Source organism: Streptomyces zaomyceticus, assembly GCF_014656215.1.
In the GTDB taxonomy this organism is placed as follows: Bacteria; Actinomycetota; Actinomycetes; order Streptomycetales; family Streptomycetaceae; genus Streptomyces; species Streptomyces zaomyceticus.
On the sequence record NZ_BNBZ01000024.1, the window covers coordinates 38,449 to 54,461 of the forward strand.

At 74.9% G+C, this 16,013-nt stretch carries 8 protein-coding genes; 5 read left to right on the forward strand and 3 right to left on the reverse strand.

Annotated features, from left to right (window positions below; translation table 11 throughout):
- Positions 1–104: 104 nt before the first annotated feature.
- The 5 genes from IE311_RS26655 (at position 105) to IE311_RS26675 (ending at position 12,933) form a co-directional block, all read left to right on the forward strand.
- Positions 105–1,010, forward strand: a complete 906-nt coding sequence (locus tag IE311_RS26655; protein WP_189834366.1) for a DUF4132 domain-containing protein — start codon at positions 105–107, stop codon at positions 1,008–1,010.
- A complete protein-coding gene (locus IE311_RS26660) occupies positions 1,007–5,920 on the forward strand; it encodes a DNA-binding protein (RefSeq protein WP_189834367.1) in 4,914 nt (1,637 codons plus the stop codon). Before IE311_RS26655 ends, IE311_RS26660 begins: the two co-directional genes overlap by 4 nt.
- Before the next feature lie 211 nt (positions 5,921–6,131).
- Positions 6,132–7,286, forward strand: a complete 1,155-nt coding sequence (locus IE311_RS26665) for an ATP-binding protein (RefSeq protein WP_189834368.1) — start codon at positions 6,132–6,134, stop codon at positions 7,284–7,286.
- Entirely contained in the window at positions 7,283–11,005 is a 3,723-nt protein-coding gene (locus IE311_RS26670) for a DUF5682 family protein (protein ID WP_189834369.1), read from the forward strand. Before IE311_RS26665 ends, IE311_RS26670 begins: the two co-directional genes overlap by 4 nt.
- The gene (locus IE311_RS26675) at positions 11,002–12,933 is read left to right on the forward strand and encodes a hypothetical protein (protein ID WP_189834370.1); all 1,932 of its coding nucleotides are present in this window, start codon (positions 11,002–11,004) and stop codon (positions 12,931–12,933) included. Before IE311_RS26670 ends, IE311_RS26675 begins: the two co-directional genes overlap by 4 nt.
- 176 nt (positions 12,934–13,109) lie before the next feature.
- Here IE311_RS26675 and IE311_RS26680 read toward each other — a convergent pair whose 3' ends face one another.
- The 3 genes from IE311_RS26680 to IE311_RS26690 are packed head-to-tail and all read right to left on the reverse strand — an operon-like array spanning position 13,110 to position 15,989.
- Positions 13,110–14,120, reverse strand: coding sequence for a pyridoxal-phosphate dependent enzyme (locus IE311_RS26680; protein WP_189834371.1), 1,011 nt, complete (start codon positions 14,118–14,120; stop codon positions 13,110–13,112).
- Entirely contained in the window at positions 14,041–15,144 is a 1,104-nt protein-coding gene (locus tag IE311_RS26685; protein WP_189834372.1) for a GHMP family kinase ATP-binding protein, read from the reverse strand. The genes IE311_RS26680 and IE311_RS26685 overlap by 80 nt, the downstream gene beginning before the upstream one ends.
- Positions 15,141–15,989: a Rossmann-like domain-containing protein gene (locus IE311_RS26690; protein ID WP_189834373.1), complete on the reverse strand. Its 849-nt coding sequence runs from the start codon at positions 15,987–15,989 to the stop codon at positions 15,141–15,143. Before IE311_RS26690 ends, IE311_RS26685 begins: the two co-directional genes overlap by 4 nt.
- Positions 15,990–16,013 lie beyond the last annotated feature (24 nt).

Below are 16,013 nucleotides of genomic sequence, written 5' to 3' on the forward strand. Positions count from 1 at the left end.
GTCAGTGGCTCTGGATAGTCTCCCCGCATACCGCAGCTCAGGGACATCGATCCCTTGGTTCGAGCTGCGCGGATTCTGACGGGACAGGCGGAGGGGTACGGCTGATGGCGTGGCTGGCAGCGGGTGAGGGATACGAGATCTCCCTCGATGACGGGCGAGTGGTCGCACGGCGCACCGGGGGACGGCAGTTGAAGAGCCTGCCGAAGGCGTTGCGCGACCATCCCGAGGCCGATCGTCTCCGGCGGCTCTCCGAGTGGCTCGACCGGCACACGGCCTCGTGCGTGGCCCAGGTGGACGCCTGGATGGTGTCCTCGCTTCCGGTCCCCACCGGGCTCATCGCCCGGGTGTGGCCGGACGAGGCCTGGCAGTCCGCCCTGCGTGACATGGCCGTGGTGGGCGACGACCCGGACGAGGTCGGCTTCCTGCGGGACGCCACCCCGGACGGTGAGCTGAAGCTCGTCGATCTCGACGGCGAGACCGTACGGCTGTCCGCGCGCACCGTGACCCTCCCGCACCCCGTGCTCCTCCCTGACCTGGACGACGTGCGGGACTTCGCCGCCGAACTCGGCATCACCCAGCGGGTGGAGCAGATCCACCGGGCCACTTGGGCCAAGCCGGTGACCGGGCGCCCCGGGACGGCGACGAGCACGGCCACCGCGACCGCCACGGGGACGGCGACTGCGAGCGCGACCGAGGTACGGGACTACGCCGGCGGGAAGTTCGCCTCACGATTCGGCCTGGCCGCGCGGGCCACGGGGCTCGGGTACCGGGTGTCCGGCGGCTACGCCACGTGCAAGGTCCGCGACGGGGGCCGGAGCACGGAGGCGTCCGTGTGGATCGGCGAACCCTACTGGGACGGGGAGTCGGAGACCGGCGCGCTCAGCTGGCACGACGAGGACGGCCGCGCCGTACGGCTGAGTGAGGTCGGGCCGGTGGCCTGGTCCGAGGGAATGCGCATGGCCGCCGCGCTGTACGCCGGCCGCACGATCGAAGAGGGTGGGGACAAGTGACCAGCACGACCGATTCCGGCAACGCGGAGCTGATCAGGGCCGGAGCGGTGCTCCCGGCCGACGCCGAGGGCGCGGGCGCCTCGGCGGTCGAACTGACCGCGCGGAGCTACCGCCACCCGGTCCTCGGTGAGGAGCGGGTCGTGATCCGGCTCGCCGCCGCCGAACTCGGCCCCGCCGAGGACCTCGCCGCCGGTTTCCTCGGCCTCGAACCCCACGGGGAACCGGTGGTGGTGGGCCTCGGGCAGCGTCAGGAGCTGGGCTTTCCCGAGTGGGTGCTCGTGCACCACCCGGAGGACGGGCATCACGCGCTGGCTGTCGTGCCGGAGCTGGACCGGCTGGCACGGCAGGCGAAGACCAAGCCCAAGGCCGCGCTGGACGCCTGCCACGAACTGGCCGGGCGCCTCGCCTCGGCCGTCCCGCACTTCCTGCCGGTGTTCTACGAGCAGGCCGCCCGGGTCTTCCTCGCCGTGGAGAACACCACGTACGCGAGCCAGCTGTTCGGCCGGGCCCGCACCAGCGAGGCCCAGCACGGTCTGCCGGTCGACGAGGACCGGCTCGACGCGGTCTTCCTGGAGTTCGCCCTCGCGGGCGCGCTGCCGGTGAAGGTCCTGACCGGCTACGGGAAGGAGCTCGCCGCCAGGCTCGCCCCCGCCGAGGCGTTCGCGCGCTTCCGTCGGCTGTGCGTGCGCCGGACCGCCGGCGGGCTCGCGCCGTCCGCGCAGGCGGCAGTGGAGCTGCGGCGCCTGGCCCGTGCCGCGGGTCTGTCCGGGAGCGAGGCGGAGCAGGACTATCTCGCCGAGCTGCTGCCGCTGCCCGCCACCCTGCGGGCCGCAGACGGTTGGTGGAAGTCGCACCGTGCCGCGCTGATCGCGCTGGCCCGTCGTGTGCCGGCCGTGCGGGGCACGCTGCTCTCGATGACGCCGCCCGGTGACAACGGTGAGTTCAGCGCGATGTGGCTGGCGATCCTCGTGGAGTCCGGGGCGGACGCCGGACTGACCGACGCGGATCTGCCGGCGGAGGAGCGGTGCGCCGACGGCGCGGCCGGCTGGCTGGAGCGCTTCCACACCGCACGCCACCGGGGCTGGGGCCCCCGTCCCACGCCGCCGGCCCTGCTGGACCTGGTGGACCGGGCGGCCGGGCGGCTGCGCACCGACCTGGCGGCACGTCCCGAGGACGAGGGCTTCCTGCGGATCGGCGTCGAGGACGCCAACCTGCTGGACCTGCTGCTCTCGCTGGAGATCCCCGTCGCCGACCCGACGCCGGGCCGCCGCAACCGGCGCCACGACGCCCTCAACCTGTCGGACTGGGCGCGCGGGGAGGAGCCCCGGGACCTGGTCGCGCTCGCGGCCGACCCGCGCTTCCGCCCCTCGTTCCGCAACGGCGCGAACAGCTACAACGACGCTTCGACCGGGACGGACGTCATGCGGCGGCTCGCCGGCTCGGCCGGTGGTCGCCCGATGCTCACCGAGTGGATGCGCGAGGTCGCCCGCGACTCGGTGGCGGCCGGGCTGCCCGGGCTGCCGAACGCGATCGCGCGACTGTCGTGGCTGCCCGCCGAAGCGCTCGCTCTCGCACCGCAGGAGGTCGCGGCCGCGGCCGGTGCCGACCTCGGCGAGACCCTCGCACGCACCCTGCGCGGTGGCCTGTGGGAGGAACTCCGGTGGCCCGCGTGGGAGGAGGCGCTCACGGAGCTGGCTCCGGGGCGCGACAAGGTCGACGGTCTGACCGTGCTCGAGGCGTGGCCGTACCTGATCGTGGCCAATTCCGTCCAGGTGCGGGTCATCGACGCCGACTCCACGGTGCTCACGCACGATCTGCGCGTGCCGTCGGGACACTCGTACCGGTACGGATTCCACTACGTGGACGGCGCCCTGCTCGTGTTCTGGAGCACCTACGGTCGCGGCAGCGAGGCGCAGGCCTACTGGCACACCGCGCCCGACAAGGTGTTCACCGTGGACGGCGGCGCCGACTACTGGTCCCTCCGCTCGGAGCACCTGAGCCTGCCGCTGCCCGGCGGTGGGCGCACCACCGGCGGTGGGGTCCTGCACCACGGCGACACTCGGCTCCCCAAGGAGCGTCCGGTGCTCTCCGACGGCACCTCGTACTGGGTGTGGGAGTCGGGTGAGCGGCAGGCCGACGGCGGCTGGGCCGAGTACGACCCCGCCGAGGGCGCCTACGGACGGCGCTCCCAGCCCGGTTTCCTCGCCGACGCCCTGCGCCCGCACGGTACCGGGGCGGAGCTGCTGGCACGCTCGTCGTGGCTGCGGCCCGCGCCGGTGGTGGACGGGTCTGCGCTGGGCACGTCGGCGGACGGCCTGCTGGGCTGGCGTGTCGTACGGCTGCCGGGCAAGGGCTGGCATGCCGAGGACACCGCGGGGCGCGTCGTCACCCTGCCGCAGGACTCCTCGATGCCGATCGCGGCGCTGACGTTCCCCGGCGACGACCGGCCGAGGGCACTGACCCACCAGTGGCGGGAGCTATCGCTCGCGGACCCGGACGGTGTCGTCACGACGACGGCCGACGGGGACCGGAACGAGCTGTACGGCACTGCCGCCGCGACCCTGCCGCCGTTGTCCCACCTGTACGCACTGCGCGCCCGGGATCCGGAGGGTTCGGCCGTGCTGCGCGCCGCCGACGCGGAGTCGGCGGGAGCCCTGCTGAAGGCGGCCGTGGCGGCCGAGCGGGCGGCGGAACTCCCGGACCTGGTGAGCACCGTGCTGCCGGGGATCTCGGCACCGGAGCTGATCGCGGGCGTGGTGCGGGTGCTGCGCTTCGCCGTGCGGCAGCAGAAGTCCCTGGACGCCGTCGCCGCACGGCTCGACCCGGCGGGCGAGCCCGCGGAGACGCGTGTCGAGGGGCCGGCCGACCGGCTGCTCGCCACGGCGCTGAACGGGATCGCGGGCTCCGGGTACTACCGGGCGGGCGCCGACGAGGACGTGGCGCACCGTTTCCTGGACCGGCTGGCGACGGTGCGGGCCGACACCGACGGGGCCACGCCGGCGGGCCTGGTGCACTTCGATCTGCCGTCGCTGCCGTACTCGGGGCTGCCCTTCACCTCGCTCCTGGACGATCCGGCCGCGGTCGCCTACCGGGCCGTCGCACCGGGCGTCGACGCCGAGCACCGGGCGGCGCTGCTGGACGTACTCGGCCGGGTCGACGCGCTGGGCCTGGCATCGACGGCCGGCTCGGCGGGCCACTGGCGCCGGGTCCTGGTCCACCTGGGCACGGCGCATCTGCGCACCCCGGACGGCCTTGAGCACAGTTCCTGGCACCGCTCCGTCCTGCCGCTGGGCGGCGGAGCGGCGCTCGGCATCACCGAGCACAACGAGGGTGTCGTCGACGGGCGGGAGTTCGGGGCGCTGCTGTACGACCCGAGCGGCCGCTTCGAGGTGCCGGGCCCCTACACGGTGCGCGGCGACGCGCCGGTGGGTGACCGGACGCGGGGCGCCGACTGGCTGACCGCCTTCCTGCGGGAGGCGGACTCCCGCGCCGAGGCCCCGTTCGTGGCGGAGGCGGCCGAGGAGTTCAGCCGGCTCACCGGGGCATCCGGGGCGCTCTCCCGGCTCGTTCTCGTGGGCATGCCCGCGATCGACAGCTGGGAGAACAACTTCCTGCCCGCGGAGCTGCGCAAGACCCTCGGTCTGAAGGTGGCCGAGGCCGGACACGCTCGCGACGAGCTGCGGGCGCTCTCCATCGAGGTGCGGAGGGCGGTGATCGCGGCGCTCCTGCCGGAGGACCCGGCACGTCTGTGGAGCGAGGGTCCCGACGTGGCGTCGGCCGCGGCGGTGTGGAACGCGCGCGTGGGACGGCGGGCGCAGGTGCCCGACTGGCTCTCCGCCGAGGCCGCGCGTGCGGTGCGTAACGGCTGGGCCGTACACCGGGCCCTCCCGGCGATCCTCGACCCGGAGTCGTCGCCGGAGCTCAGTGTCGACGTGCCGTGGCACATCGAGGGCGACCGGCCCGCGACCGTGGCCCCCGCCGACACGCCGTTCACCGCGTCGGTGCTCACGGGCACGATGAGTCTGACGGCCTGGCTGGCCCACCGGCTCCCCGCCGGCGATCCGGTGCGAGCGACGCTGCCCAGCGCGCTCACCGCCGTCCGCCGACGCCTGGCCGCGCCCGAACTGCTGCTTTCCATCGGTCATTTCACGAGCCTGGCGGACTTCCGCAAGGTGGCGGGCACCCCGACCGAGACGGCACCCGGGCACGAGCGGTACGGCGCCGTCTTCATGTCGACGCACGACGGCCAGCCCCAGCCCGCTCTGCGGCCCGCGCTGCTGGACTCCACCGGGTCCGACCCGTACCTGGTGGCGCTGCGCGGCCCGGACCAGCACCCGACCGCGGTCGAAGCGGCGCTGCGGCGCGCGCACGATCCGGTGTTCGCCCGGCTGTTGGCCGACCCGGGCGCGCCGGTGGCCGGTGGGACGGACGAGGAGGGCACCTGGTGGCCACAGGATCCGTCCCGTTCGGTGCCCGATCTGGTGGCGGAGGTCGCCGCGGCCCAGGGGCTGGGGGCGGATGCGGCGGTGCTGTATCTGATGCTGCTGGCCATGCCCGATCCGACGGACCGCAACACCGCGCGGTGGACGGGGTGGAAGCCGGCGCGGCTCAAGGCGGCCCGCGCGGAACTGGCCTCCGGCGACCTGGTGGTGTCGGCCGTACGGGCCCGGGCGGGGCGCTCCCTGTTCCTGCCCGGTGCCTGGGCGGAGCAGTCGGCGCCGGTGCTGCCCGTCGAGCAGTGGAAGCTGCCGATGTACGGGCCGGTGGCGGGCGCGCGGCCGGTCCTGGGCGCACTGGTGCCGACCGAGCCTGCCGCGGAGCTCTTCGCCCGTGCGTGGCAGCGGATCCTCGACGGTGACGTCCCGCGCTTCGAGGAGCTGAAGGTGCGACGCACCAGGCGCCGCCGCTGAGCGGCGGTCCCCCACGATCACGGGCCGACTCGGATGCCGCCCGCCGGCGTCCGTCGGCACGCGTCGTCAGCTGCCGGCACCCGCCGGCATCTGCCGTCGTCCGTCGGCCCGGCCGTCTCCGGTACGGCGCGGCGCACCCCGTCACAGGTGCGCCGCGCCGGCCGCCCCGTACACCTGTCCTTCCCCTGCACCGCCCCGGAGGAATCCCCGTATGACCGTCACCGAACAGGCCGTCCCCGCCCGGCAGGTCCAGCCGGCCGAGGAGCGCCACGCCGCCGAGCTCGCCTTCCTCGCCGTCCAGGATCCCGGCCCGCGCCCGCCCGGCTGGGCGTTGACCCCGCGCGCGGTGGTCACGTTCGTCTGCGGCAGCGAGGGCGTGGAACTGGCACTGCCCAAGCGCCGCGCCGGGCTGCCCTCGAAGCTGGAGATCGCCCCGAAGTTCGTCGGTGAGCGCGCCCTGGTGGAACGCTGTGTGGTCACCCTCGCCGGAGAGCGCGGGCTGCTGCTCACGGGTGAGCCCGGTACCGCCAAGTCGATGCTGTCGGAGCTGCTCGCGGCCGCCGTCAGCGGGACCAGTGCCCTGACCGTGCAGGGCACGGCGGGTACGACGGAGGACGCGTTCCGCTACGGCTGGAACTACGCGCTGCTGCTCGCCCAGGGCCCCACCCCGGAGGCACTGGTCGACTCCCCCGTGCTCTCCGCGATGCGCACCGGGCGGGTGGTCCGGGTCGAGGAGATCACCCGCTGTCTGCCCGAGGTGCAGGACGCCCTGGTCTCGATCCTGTCCGACCGCCGGATCACCGTGCCCGAACTGACCGCCACCGAGGACGCGGTGGTCGGGGCGGCACCCGGCTTCACCGTCATCGCCACCGCCAACCTCCGGGACCGCGGAGTCTCCGAGATGTCCGCCGCGCTGAAGCGCCGTTTCAACTTCGAGACGGTGGGCCCGATCGCCGACGCCGACGCCGAGGCCGTCCTGATCCGCCGCCAGGCCGTGGCCGCGGTGCAGCGGGCGGGCGCGCCCTTCGGGGTCGACGACGCCGTCCTGGACGCCCTCGTCACCGTCTTCCGTGACCTGCGCTCCGGGCGCTCCACGGAGGGCTGGGACGTGGAACGCCCGGGCACGGTCATGTCCACCGCCGAGGCGGTGCAGGTCGCGGCGTCGCTGGGGGTCGCCGCCGCGTATCTGCCGGGCGGGGACGTGCTGGACCTACTGCCGGGCCATCTCCTCGGCGTCGTCCGCAAGGACGACCCGGCCGACCACGCGCGGCTGCTCGGCTACTGGGACGGACCGGTCCGCCGCCGGGCCGAGAACGGCTCGGCGATGTGGCGCCGGCTCTGGGACCTGCGCGGGAGCCTGCGGTGACGAGCGTCGAACCACTCGACCCCAGGGCTGCCGTGGACGTGCTGGCCGCGTCGCGCGCACCGTACCTGCTGGGGGTGCGCCACCACAGTCCGGCGCTGGCCGCCGTGGTGCCCGCCCTTCTGGAGGAGGCCGGTGCCGAGGTCGTCTGCGTGGAACTTCCCGCCGACTTCCAGCCGTGGCTGGAGCACCTCGCCGATCCCGAGACCGTCGCCCCGGTCGCTCTGGCCGGGGCGGGCGAGGACGGACGTCTGTCGTTCTACCCGTTCGCGGACTTCTCGCCGGAGCTCGCGGCGGTGCGCTGGGCACGGGCGCGCGGGGTGGAGGTCGTCTGCTGCGACCTTCCGCTGTCCGATCCCGGCTGGTCGCTCACCGGGGCGGGCCCTGCCGGAACGGACCGGACCGATGCCGACGGTTCCGGCGGCGACGGTTCCGGCGGCGACGGTGACGGTCGGGTCGGTCCCGGCTCCGAGGAGGAGGGCGGGCACCGGCGCGGCTCCTTCGCCGTGGCACTCTCGGCCGCCGGGACCGGCCGGGACCGCGAGGACATGTGGGACCGCGCGGTGGAGGTGCTCGCCCCCGGCTGCTCGCCCGAGGCGGTGCGCCGGGCGGCCCTGGGTGTGGGCTGGGCGCTGCGCTCCGACGCCGCCGTGCCCGCCACCGACCTGGCTCGCGAGGCCCGGATGCGGGACACGGTCGCGGCGGCGTCGGCGGGCGGCCGTCGGGTCGCCGCCGTGATCGGCGCCTTTCACGCGCCCGGCCTGCTGACGGACGCGAGGGCCGACGGAAGCGGGGGTACGGGCACCGCATCGGGTGCGGCCGCGCCCACCGCCGCGGGCTCTGCAGTGGGCGCGGGAACCGGCACGGGAGCGGGCTCGGGAACCGGCAGGAACTCCGACGCACGCTCGGCCGATGCCGTGACCTCCCTCGTCCCCTACTCCTTCGACCTGCTCGACTCCCGGTCCGGATACCCGGCCGGGATCCGCGATCCGCTCTGGCAGCAGGCCGTCCTCAGCGCTGCCGGCGACGCGGACCGGATCCGGGAGGCCGCCGCCGCCGCGGTGACCGGTGTGTGCCGGGAGATGCGGGGCGCGGGCCACACCGCCGGTACCGGCGAGGCCGCCGAGACACTGCGGCTCGCCTGCGACCTCGCCACCTTGCGCGGGCTGCCCGCGCCCGGTCGCGGTGAACTCCTGGAGGCGGTCACCACCGTCCTCGGGCAGGGCGAACCCCTGGGCCGTGGCCGGGCACTGGCCCGCGCGCTGGAGGCCGTGTTCGTCGGCACCGCGCGCGGTCGGATCGGCCCGCGCGCGCCGCGATCAGGTCTGGGCCCGTCCGTCGAGGAGGAGCTCGCCCGGTTGCGTCTGCCGGGCGAGCAGGACCCGGAGCCCCGGGAGGTACGTCTCGACCCGCTCCGCTCGCCTCTCGACGGCCGCCGTGAGGTGCTGCTGCACCGTCTGCTGGTCATCGGCGCGTCCTACGGCGAGCCCGTCGCGGTCTCCGCCACCGGCGACGGGACCGCGCTCGGCACCAAGTGGCGCCTCAAGTGGACGCCCTCCGTGTCCGCGCGGCTGGACCTCGCCGGGGTCCGCGGAGTCACCGCGGCCCAGGCCGCGGCCGGGACTCTGGGCGAGACCGCCCGCCGTGAGGCAGCCGAGGGCGGCCCCACTCCGGCGCAGATCCTGACCGGGCTGACCGCGGCCGTCCGCTGCGACCTGCCCGAGCTCGTCGACGCGCGGCTCCGCGAGGCCGGCGTCGTACTGCCCGACACCGCCGAGCTGCCCGAACTCCTCGAAGCACTTGACCTCTTGGAAGGCGTACGACGGGGTCACCACCCGGGGACCACGCCGGACGCCCGCGCGATGGCCGACGCGCTGTCGGGCGAGCTCATCGAGGCCGCCGTCCGCTCACTGCCGGGGCTGGCCGGCAGCGACAGTGCCACGGACGCGAGGGCTCTGGTGGCCCTGGCGGACCGGACGGCCGCTCGGCACCTGGGCCTCCGCCTGGACCGGGCCCTCGCCGAACTGGTCTCCGAGGCATCGCCGTTGATGCAGGGCGCCGCCCTCGCCGTACGGGTGATGGTCGATCTCGATCCCGCCGTCGGGCTCGGCGAGCGGGCGGCCGGCTGGATCGACGGGGCGACCGCTCCCCCTGCGCGACGAGCGCTGACGAAGCGGCTCGCAGGACTGCTCACGGCCGCGGGTCCGCTGCTCCAGGCGTCCCCGGACGCCCTCACCCCGCTCCTCGACCGGGTCGAGTCCCTGGTCGACCAGGAGTTCCTCGACCGGCTCCCCGCCTTGCGGGGAGGCTTCGACGTGCTGACCCCCGCCGCCCGCGACCGGCTGCTCGCCACGGTGACCGAGCGGCTCGGAGACCGGCTCGACCTCTCCCTCGACGCGCCGCCCGAGCTGCTCGCCCTCTGGGCGGCGGCCGACGCGGCCGGGCTCGCCGCACTGAAGGCATTGGCCCTGCCCGATCCCGGCGTGCCCCTGGCGGAACATCCCGCGATCGACACCGGCACGGCCCCCGCCGTTCCGGGCGTCGGCGGGCCGAGCGGCGGCATGGCGCCGACGGGCCCGGTCCCGGCCGGGTCGCCCGACCGGCGGCTCGAGCACGCCGACCGGTGGCGGCTTCTCCTCGGCCGGCACAAGGACCGGCTGTCCGCCGACGCACGCCGTTACGCCCACGCGCTGGACGAGCTGTACGGCGGCGGACGCGGCGAAGGCGCCGACGACCTGGACGGCGGAGCCGGACAGGGCGGCGGGCAGGATCCCTCCTTCCCCACGGCCCGCGAGTGGTCGCGGGAGCTGGAGTCCCTCTTCGGGGCGGACGTCCGTGAGGAGGTCCTCGCCGAGGCGGCGGACGCCGGGCGCTCCGACGTGCTCACTCAGCTGGACCCGGCGGCGGTGCGTCCGTCGGTCGAGCTGCTGAGCTCGGTGCTGTCCCTGGTCGGAGGCATGCCCGAGGCGCAACTCGCGCGGCTGCGGCCACTGGTCAAGCGGCTCGTCGACGAGCTCGCCCGGGAGCTGGCCACCCGCCTGAGGCCGACGCTCTCCGGACTGGCCACGCCGCGCCCCACCCGTCGGCCCGGCGGACGCCTCGACCTGGCCCGTACGCTGCGCGCCAACCTCGCCCACACGCGGCGTACGGACGACGGCCGGGTCGTGGTCGTACCGGAACGTCCGGTGTTCAGCACACGGGCGAGCAAGGAGTCGGACTGGCGGCTGATCCTGGTGGTCGACGTCTCCGGCTCGATGGAGGCCTCGGTGATCTGGTCGGCGTTGACCGCGGCGGTCCTGGGCGGCGTTCCGACCCTGTCCACGCACTTCCTCGCGTTCTCCACCCAGGTGGTGGACCTGACCGACCGGGTGGAGGACCCGCTGTCGCTGCTCCTCGAGGTCAGGGTCGGCGGCGGCACGCACATCGCGGCGGGGCTCGCGCACGCCCGTTCGCTGATCACCGTGCCGAGCCGCACCCTCGTCGTCGTGGTCAGCGACTTCGAGGAGGGCGCACCGCTCGGCGGGCTGCTGGGCGAGGTGCGTTCCCTCGCCTCCTCCGGCGCGCATCTGCTGGGCTGCGCGGCGCTCGACGACGCCGGCACGCCTCGCTACTCGGTGGCGGTGGCGCGGCAACTCGTCGCCGCCGGCATGCCGGTGGCCGCCCTCAGTCCGCTCGCCCTCGCCCGCTGGGTGGGCGACCGCCTCCGTGGAGAACCCCGTTGAGCACCGAAGTCCTGCCTCCCGTCGCCCCCGACGTCCTCGCCGAGGCCGTGGAGCAGCTCAGTGCGCGGCTGCGCAAGAAGCTCGACGCGGCCGTCGCGGAGTGTGCCGCCCGTGCCGAGCCGGCTGCCGACGGGTCGGTGTCCGTGCCGTTCGGCGAGGACGCGGTGGTCACGCTGCGCCCCGGCGCGTCGGGCGCGGTGACCGGCGCGGATCAGGCGGTCTGCACGTGTCTGCTGGCGCCGCGCTGTCTTCACCGGGCCGCGGTGCTCGGCGCGTCACCGATCGCGGACGGGGAGACGGTCTCCGGACCTCCGCCGGAACCGCTGCTCGGATCGGCGCCCGTATCGCTCTCGGTGCCCATGTCCGAAGCGGCCTCCGTATCGCTGTCCGGTGCTTCCGCGACGAAGGACGCCGGTCAGGACTCGGCCGCCGTACCGCCCCCCGCCTCCGGGGCGGCGCACGGTTCGGGCGGCCTCGGCACCGAGGCCTCTCAAGGCACCCCGCCCGCGCTCACCGCCGCGCAGGTCCGGGCCGCTAGCGCACTCTGGGAGGCCGCCGCCGAGGCCCTGTCCGCCGGTGTCACGGCAGGTGGAACGGTGGTCCAGGCCGAGCTGCTGCGCGCCGCCCACACCGCGCGGCTGGCCGGGCTGCCCCGTGCCGAGGCTGCCGCACTGCGCGTCGTACGGGGTCTGCGTGCGGCACGGGAGCGCGGCCAGGGTCAGCGCCTCGGCGATCTCACCGGCGCCTTCCGGGAGCTGCTCGCCGGTGCCGCCGTACTCGCCGCGGGTTCGTCCGGTCCGGGCTCGACCGGCACCACGCGCAGGGTGTACGAACAGGGTGGCAGCCTGCGGGTGTTCGGCCTCTGCCGGGAGCCGGTGCTGTCCGCCACCGGATACGGAGGTGTGGCCACCCATCTGCTGGGTCCTGACGGCGCGTTCTACACCGTCTCCGATGTACGCCCCGGTGGTCTGTCCCGGGCCAGGGGTGCGGGGTCCGCGTCGGTGGCCCTCGGTGGGGCGGTCCTCGACCATGCCGGGCTGGCGCGCGGGGGTCTGCGGATCGTGGGCGCGACCGTCTCCTCCGACGGCCGGCTGGGTGCGGGCCGGGGTGTGAGCGCGACCCCGGTGCGTGGCGTGTCCTGGTCCGAGGAGCCGGCGGCCGCGTTGTTCGCCAGACCGGTGCACGAGGCGATGGCCGCGGTGTTCGACGGCGACCCGCCGGAGTCCGACGGGGCGGGGGCACCGCTGCTGGGCTGCGACGTGGAGGTGATCGGAGCGGCCGGGGAGTGCCTGGTGGTCCGTGTCGCCGGGGACGGGCCGGTGCTGCGGCTCCGCCCCGCCCACCCGCATCCGGAGCTGCCGCACGCCGCCAACCTCGGCAGGATCGCGCGGTACCCCGGCCTCATGCTGCGGGTGCTGGGCCGCCCCGACCCGGAGCGGGCGGCGACCCTCCGGCCGCTCGCGGTCGGTCCGGTGCCGGGGGCGTCGGACACGCTGCGGCTGCCGGAGGAGTGGCTGGGGCGGGCCGACCTGGGGTACGACCGGCTCCAGGGCAGCCACTTCCCGCCCGCCGCCGAGCGCTCCGTACCGGTGGGACCGGTCGGTGCCGGGTCCGATCCGCTCGCGGACGCGCCCTTGTGGCGGGTGCGGCGGCTTCTGGAGACGGGGGTCGCGGGCGGGCGACGTGCCGTGGCCGAGGCGGGCCGCGGGGCGGACACGGCCGCGCTCGTCGCACCACTGCGCCGAGCGGGTCTCGGCGGAGCGGCGCAGCTGGCGCAGGCGCTGACTGCGGAGGCGGACCGCCGCCCCCGCGACGCCTTCGGCCGCCTCAGGGACGCGTCGGCCGACGGCTACGCCCGTGCGTGGCTCGCCTCGGCGGTCCATCTCGCGGCTGCGGAAAGGTCGCTGGTGGTGGCCTCCTGGTCCTGATGCTCAGCGCGCGGAGCGGCGTCGGCCGATCGGCTCCCGGTCGGTGGGCCGGCCGGCCGGGAGACCGAGCGGTGGGTCGGCCGGTGGGTCGGCCGGCCGCCGCCCGGCCCGGGGATCGGAAGGGCGGGGCGGCGTCCGGCATACCGGCTGTTCAGGTCGTGCGGGGTGTTCAGGTGCTACGTCGCCCGAGTCGGCGCCCGGTTCCATGGCATCCGGGACCACGGGAGGGCCAGTTCGGTCTGGTCGGTGATCTCCCGGGGGGTGAGCTGGGTGAGGGGTCTGGCTTCGCGGTGGCGAGTGTAGACGGAGTCGATGTAGCGGTGGCCGGTGTCGGGGGCGATGAAGAGGACGGTCCGGTCGGGCGTACGTCCGTGTTCGTGGTGGGCGGCGAGATAGGCGGCGCCGGTCGACAGGCCCGCGAAGACGGCGTGGCGGCGCAGGAGGTCGACGGTGCCGGACAGGGCGGCGTCGAAGGAGATCCAGTGCAGGGTGTCGTACAGCTCGTGGCAGACGTTCTCGAAGGGGATGGAGCTGCCGATGCCGGCGATGATGATGTCGGGGTCGGAGGTGTGCTGGGCGCCGAAGGTGAGGCTGCCGTAGGGCTGGACGCCGACGAGTTCGACGTCGGTCGGGCCGTCGTCCGCCGCACGTAGATAGCGGGTGAGCGCACCGGTGGAGGCGCCGGAGCCGACTCCGCCGACGACGGTGAGCCGGTCCGTCCCTGTCTCCGCGCGGACGCGGTCGGCGATCGCGCGGTAGCCGAGGTAGTGGATGTCGTCGTGGTACTGCCGCATCCAGTGGTAGTGGGGGTGTGCCGCGAGGATCTCGTGGACCCGCTCGACCCGGCGCTTCTGGTCGAGTTTGAGGTCGTCGCAGGGTTCCATCTGCTCCAGGGTGGCACCGAGTACGGCGAGCTGGGTGCGCAGGGTGTGGTCGACCGTGGTCGAGCCGACGATGTGGCAGTGCATGCCGTGCCGGTGGCAGGCCAGGGCGAGGGCGTAGGCGTAGATGCCGCTGGAGCTGTCGAGGAGGGTGTCTCCCCGCCGTACGGCCCCGGTGTCGATGAGGTGGCGCACCGCGGCGAGCGCGGAGACCACCTTCATCGTCTCAAAGCGCAGGCAGACGAGCCGTTCGTCGAGACGTATCAGGTCGGGCCGGCCGATCGCCTCGGCGATGTGCTGGTCCATCGAGGAGCTCCTTGGTGGTGGGGGTGAGGGTCGTGCGGCCGGCGAAGGTCGCGAAGGTGCGGGTGGTGGGGATGCCGTGGACCCTCAGGGCGTGCCGGCATGCGCGTACGCGGTGTCGCAGATCCCCCGGCGCCGCCGGATCGAACAGGACGCCCGCCACGGATCCGCTGTGCGCGATCTGGACGCCCGCCGCTCCGAAACGGTGTGCGATCGCGGTCATGGCGGCGAACTCCGGGTGGTTCAGGACCTGTTGCCCGCGTCGGGCGCTCGCCGTGGCCACCTTGCCCAGGAGTCGTACGTCGCCGGTCTCCATCGCGCGGCGCAGCAGGGCGCGAAGCCGCTCGAACTCCTGGAGATCCGCGTCGCCGACCTCTCGTTCCGGCAGGGCGAGGGTGTCGACGGGCTCTCCCCCTCCGAGGGTGCAGCCCACGACGACGAGAGGCGGCAGGGCCGGACCGAGCACCTCCAGGATCCGGCCCTCTCGCTGGGCGAAGAGGACGGGGCGGGCGTCGAGCATCAGCGGGTCGCTGGCCCGTTCCGCCCGCACGGCGAGCCGGGCGACGGTGTCGGGTGCGAGGCGGAGTCCGTACGAGTCGGCGACCGCGCGGACGGTCGCGATGACGTCGCTGGTCGAGCTGCCCATGCCGAGGCCCACCGGTACGTCACCGGCGAGCCTCAACTCGCCTCCGCAGGGCGGCAGTCCCGCGCGCCGGGCGCACTCGACGCTCGCCAGGGTCGCGGCGTGCGCGGCCTTCGTACGGTCCGCGGGGACGACGGTGAGCGCCTCGGCCGGTGTGCCGGGCCGACGCAGGAACTCGGCGCGACTGCCGGGGCCGGCCATGGGGAGGGTGACCAGGCCCGCGCACCGGTGTCCGACGGCGTCGAGGAAGACACCTTGGAGGAGTTCGCCGTGGTGGCAGGGGGCGTGCCCCCTGCCGGTGGTTCCGCGGGCTTCGGGATCGGCTTCGTGGCCGGGGGCGGGCTGCCGGGTGGCGAGTGGGGTCGGGTGCGGGGCGGGGGTCATGCGCCGTCCTCCGCGCGGTAGCGGTAGAGCACCGTCTCGTCGGCGCTGAACTGGGAGAAGGGGAAGGGCTCCGCCGACAGTGCGGTGACGCCGGAGCCGAGGAAGGCGCGGGCGACGGCGCTGCCGGACTGCGCGTAGACGATGAGCGGGATGCCGCGAGCGCGGCAGCGCTCCAGGATCGTGTCGAACGAGCCGTTGCTCAGGGTCATTCCCGTCGCGACGACCGCCTCGGCCCGGTCGAGGACCTCGTGCATGTCGTCGGTGACGGGGTCGCCCCACTGGGTGGCCTTGAGGTTGAAGTCGCAGGGCAGGGGTTCGCCGCCGCGTTCGCGGATCGCGGCGACCAGCGGGTTGACCACGCCGATGAGGCCGACCTTCGCTCCTGCCCCGGTGTCGAGCAGACCGGCGATGGCCGCGTCGCGGGCCTTCGCCCTGACCTCCGGTGTACCGGCGGGGAGGGTGACGGGCTCCGCGGCGCCTTCGTCGGCGGCCACCCTGTGCGGCCGGGCGTGGGAGAGGTAGGCGTCGAGCGCCGCGATCCTCAGGGGGCGCGGGGCGTCACGCAGCAGGACGTCGAGCGGCGCGCCGGAGAAGTCCTGAGGGATCGACGGGGTGAGCTCGCCTGCTTCGAAGGCGCAGCCGCCGAAGGTGCCTCCGAGGCGGACGAGGACGTACTGGTTGAGATAGGTGGTGTCGCCGCCGGCGAGGCGGGTGCCGTGGTGGATCCAGAAGACGCTGGTCGCGACGAGTTCGGAGGGCGGCCGGCCGTGTTCGCCTGCCAGGACCGCCGCGACGAGCGTGTCGACGGAGGCCGGGGCAGTAGTGGTCGGGGTGTTCCGGGGCATGGGATTCCTTTCGTCCGGGTTGGA

Coding starts and splice junctions, on each gene's coding strand:
- IE311_RS26690 (WP_189834373.1), bottom strand. CDS start 15,989: ATGCCCCGGAACACCCCGACCACTACTGCCCCGGCCTCCGTCGACACG.
- IE311_RS26680 (WP_189834371.1), bottom strand. CDS start 14,120: ATGGACCAGCACATCGCCGAGGCGATCGGCCGGCCCGACCTGATACGT.
- IE311_RS26685 (WP_189834372.1), bottom strand. CDS start 15,144: ATGACCCCCGCCCCGCACCCGACCCCACTCGCCACCCGGCAGCCCGCC.
- IE311_RS26665 (WP_189834368.1), top strand. CDS start 6,132: ATGACCGTCACCGAACAGGCCGTCCCCGCCCGGCAGGTCCAGCCGGCC.
- IE311_RS26655 (WP_189834366.1), top strand. CDS start 105: ATGGCGTGGCTGGCAGCGGGTGAGGGATACGAGATCTCCCTCGATGAC.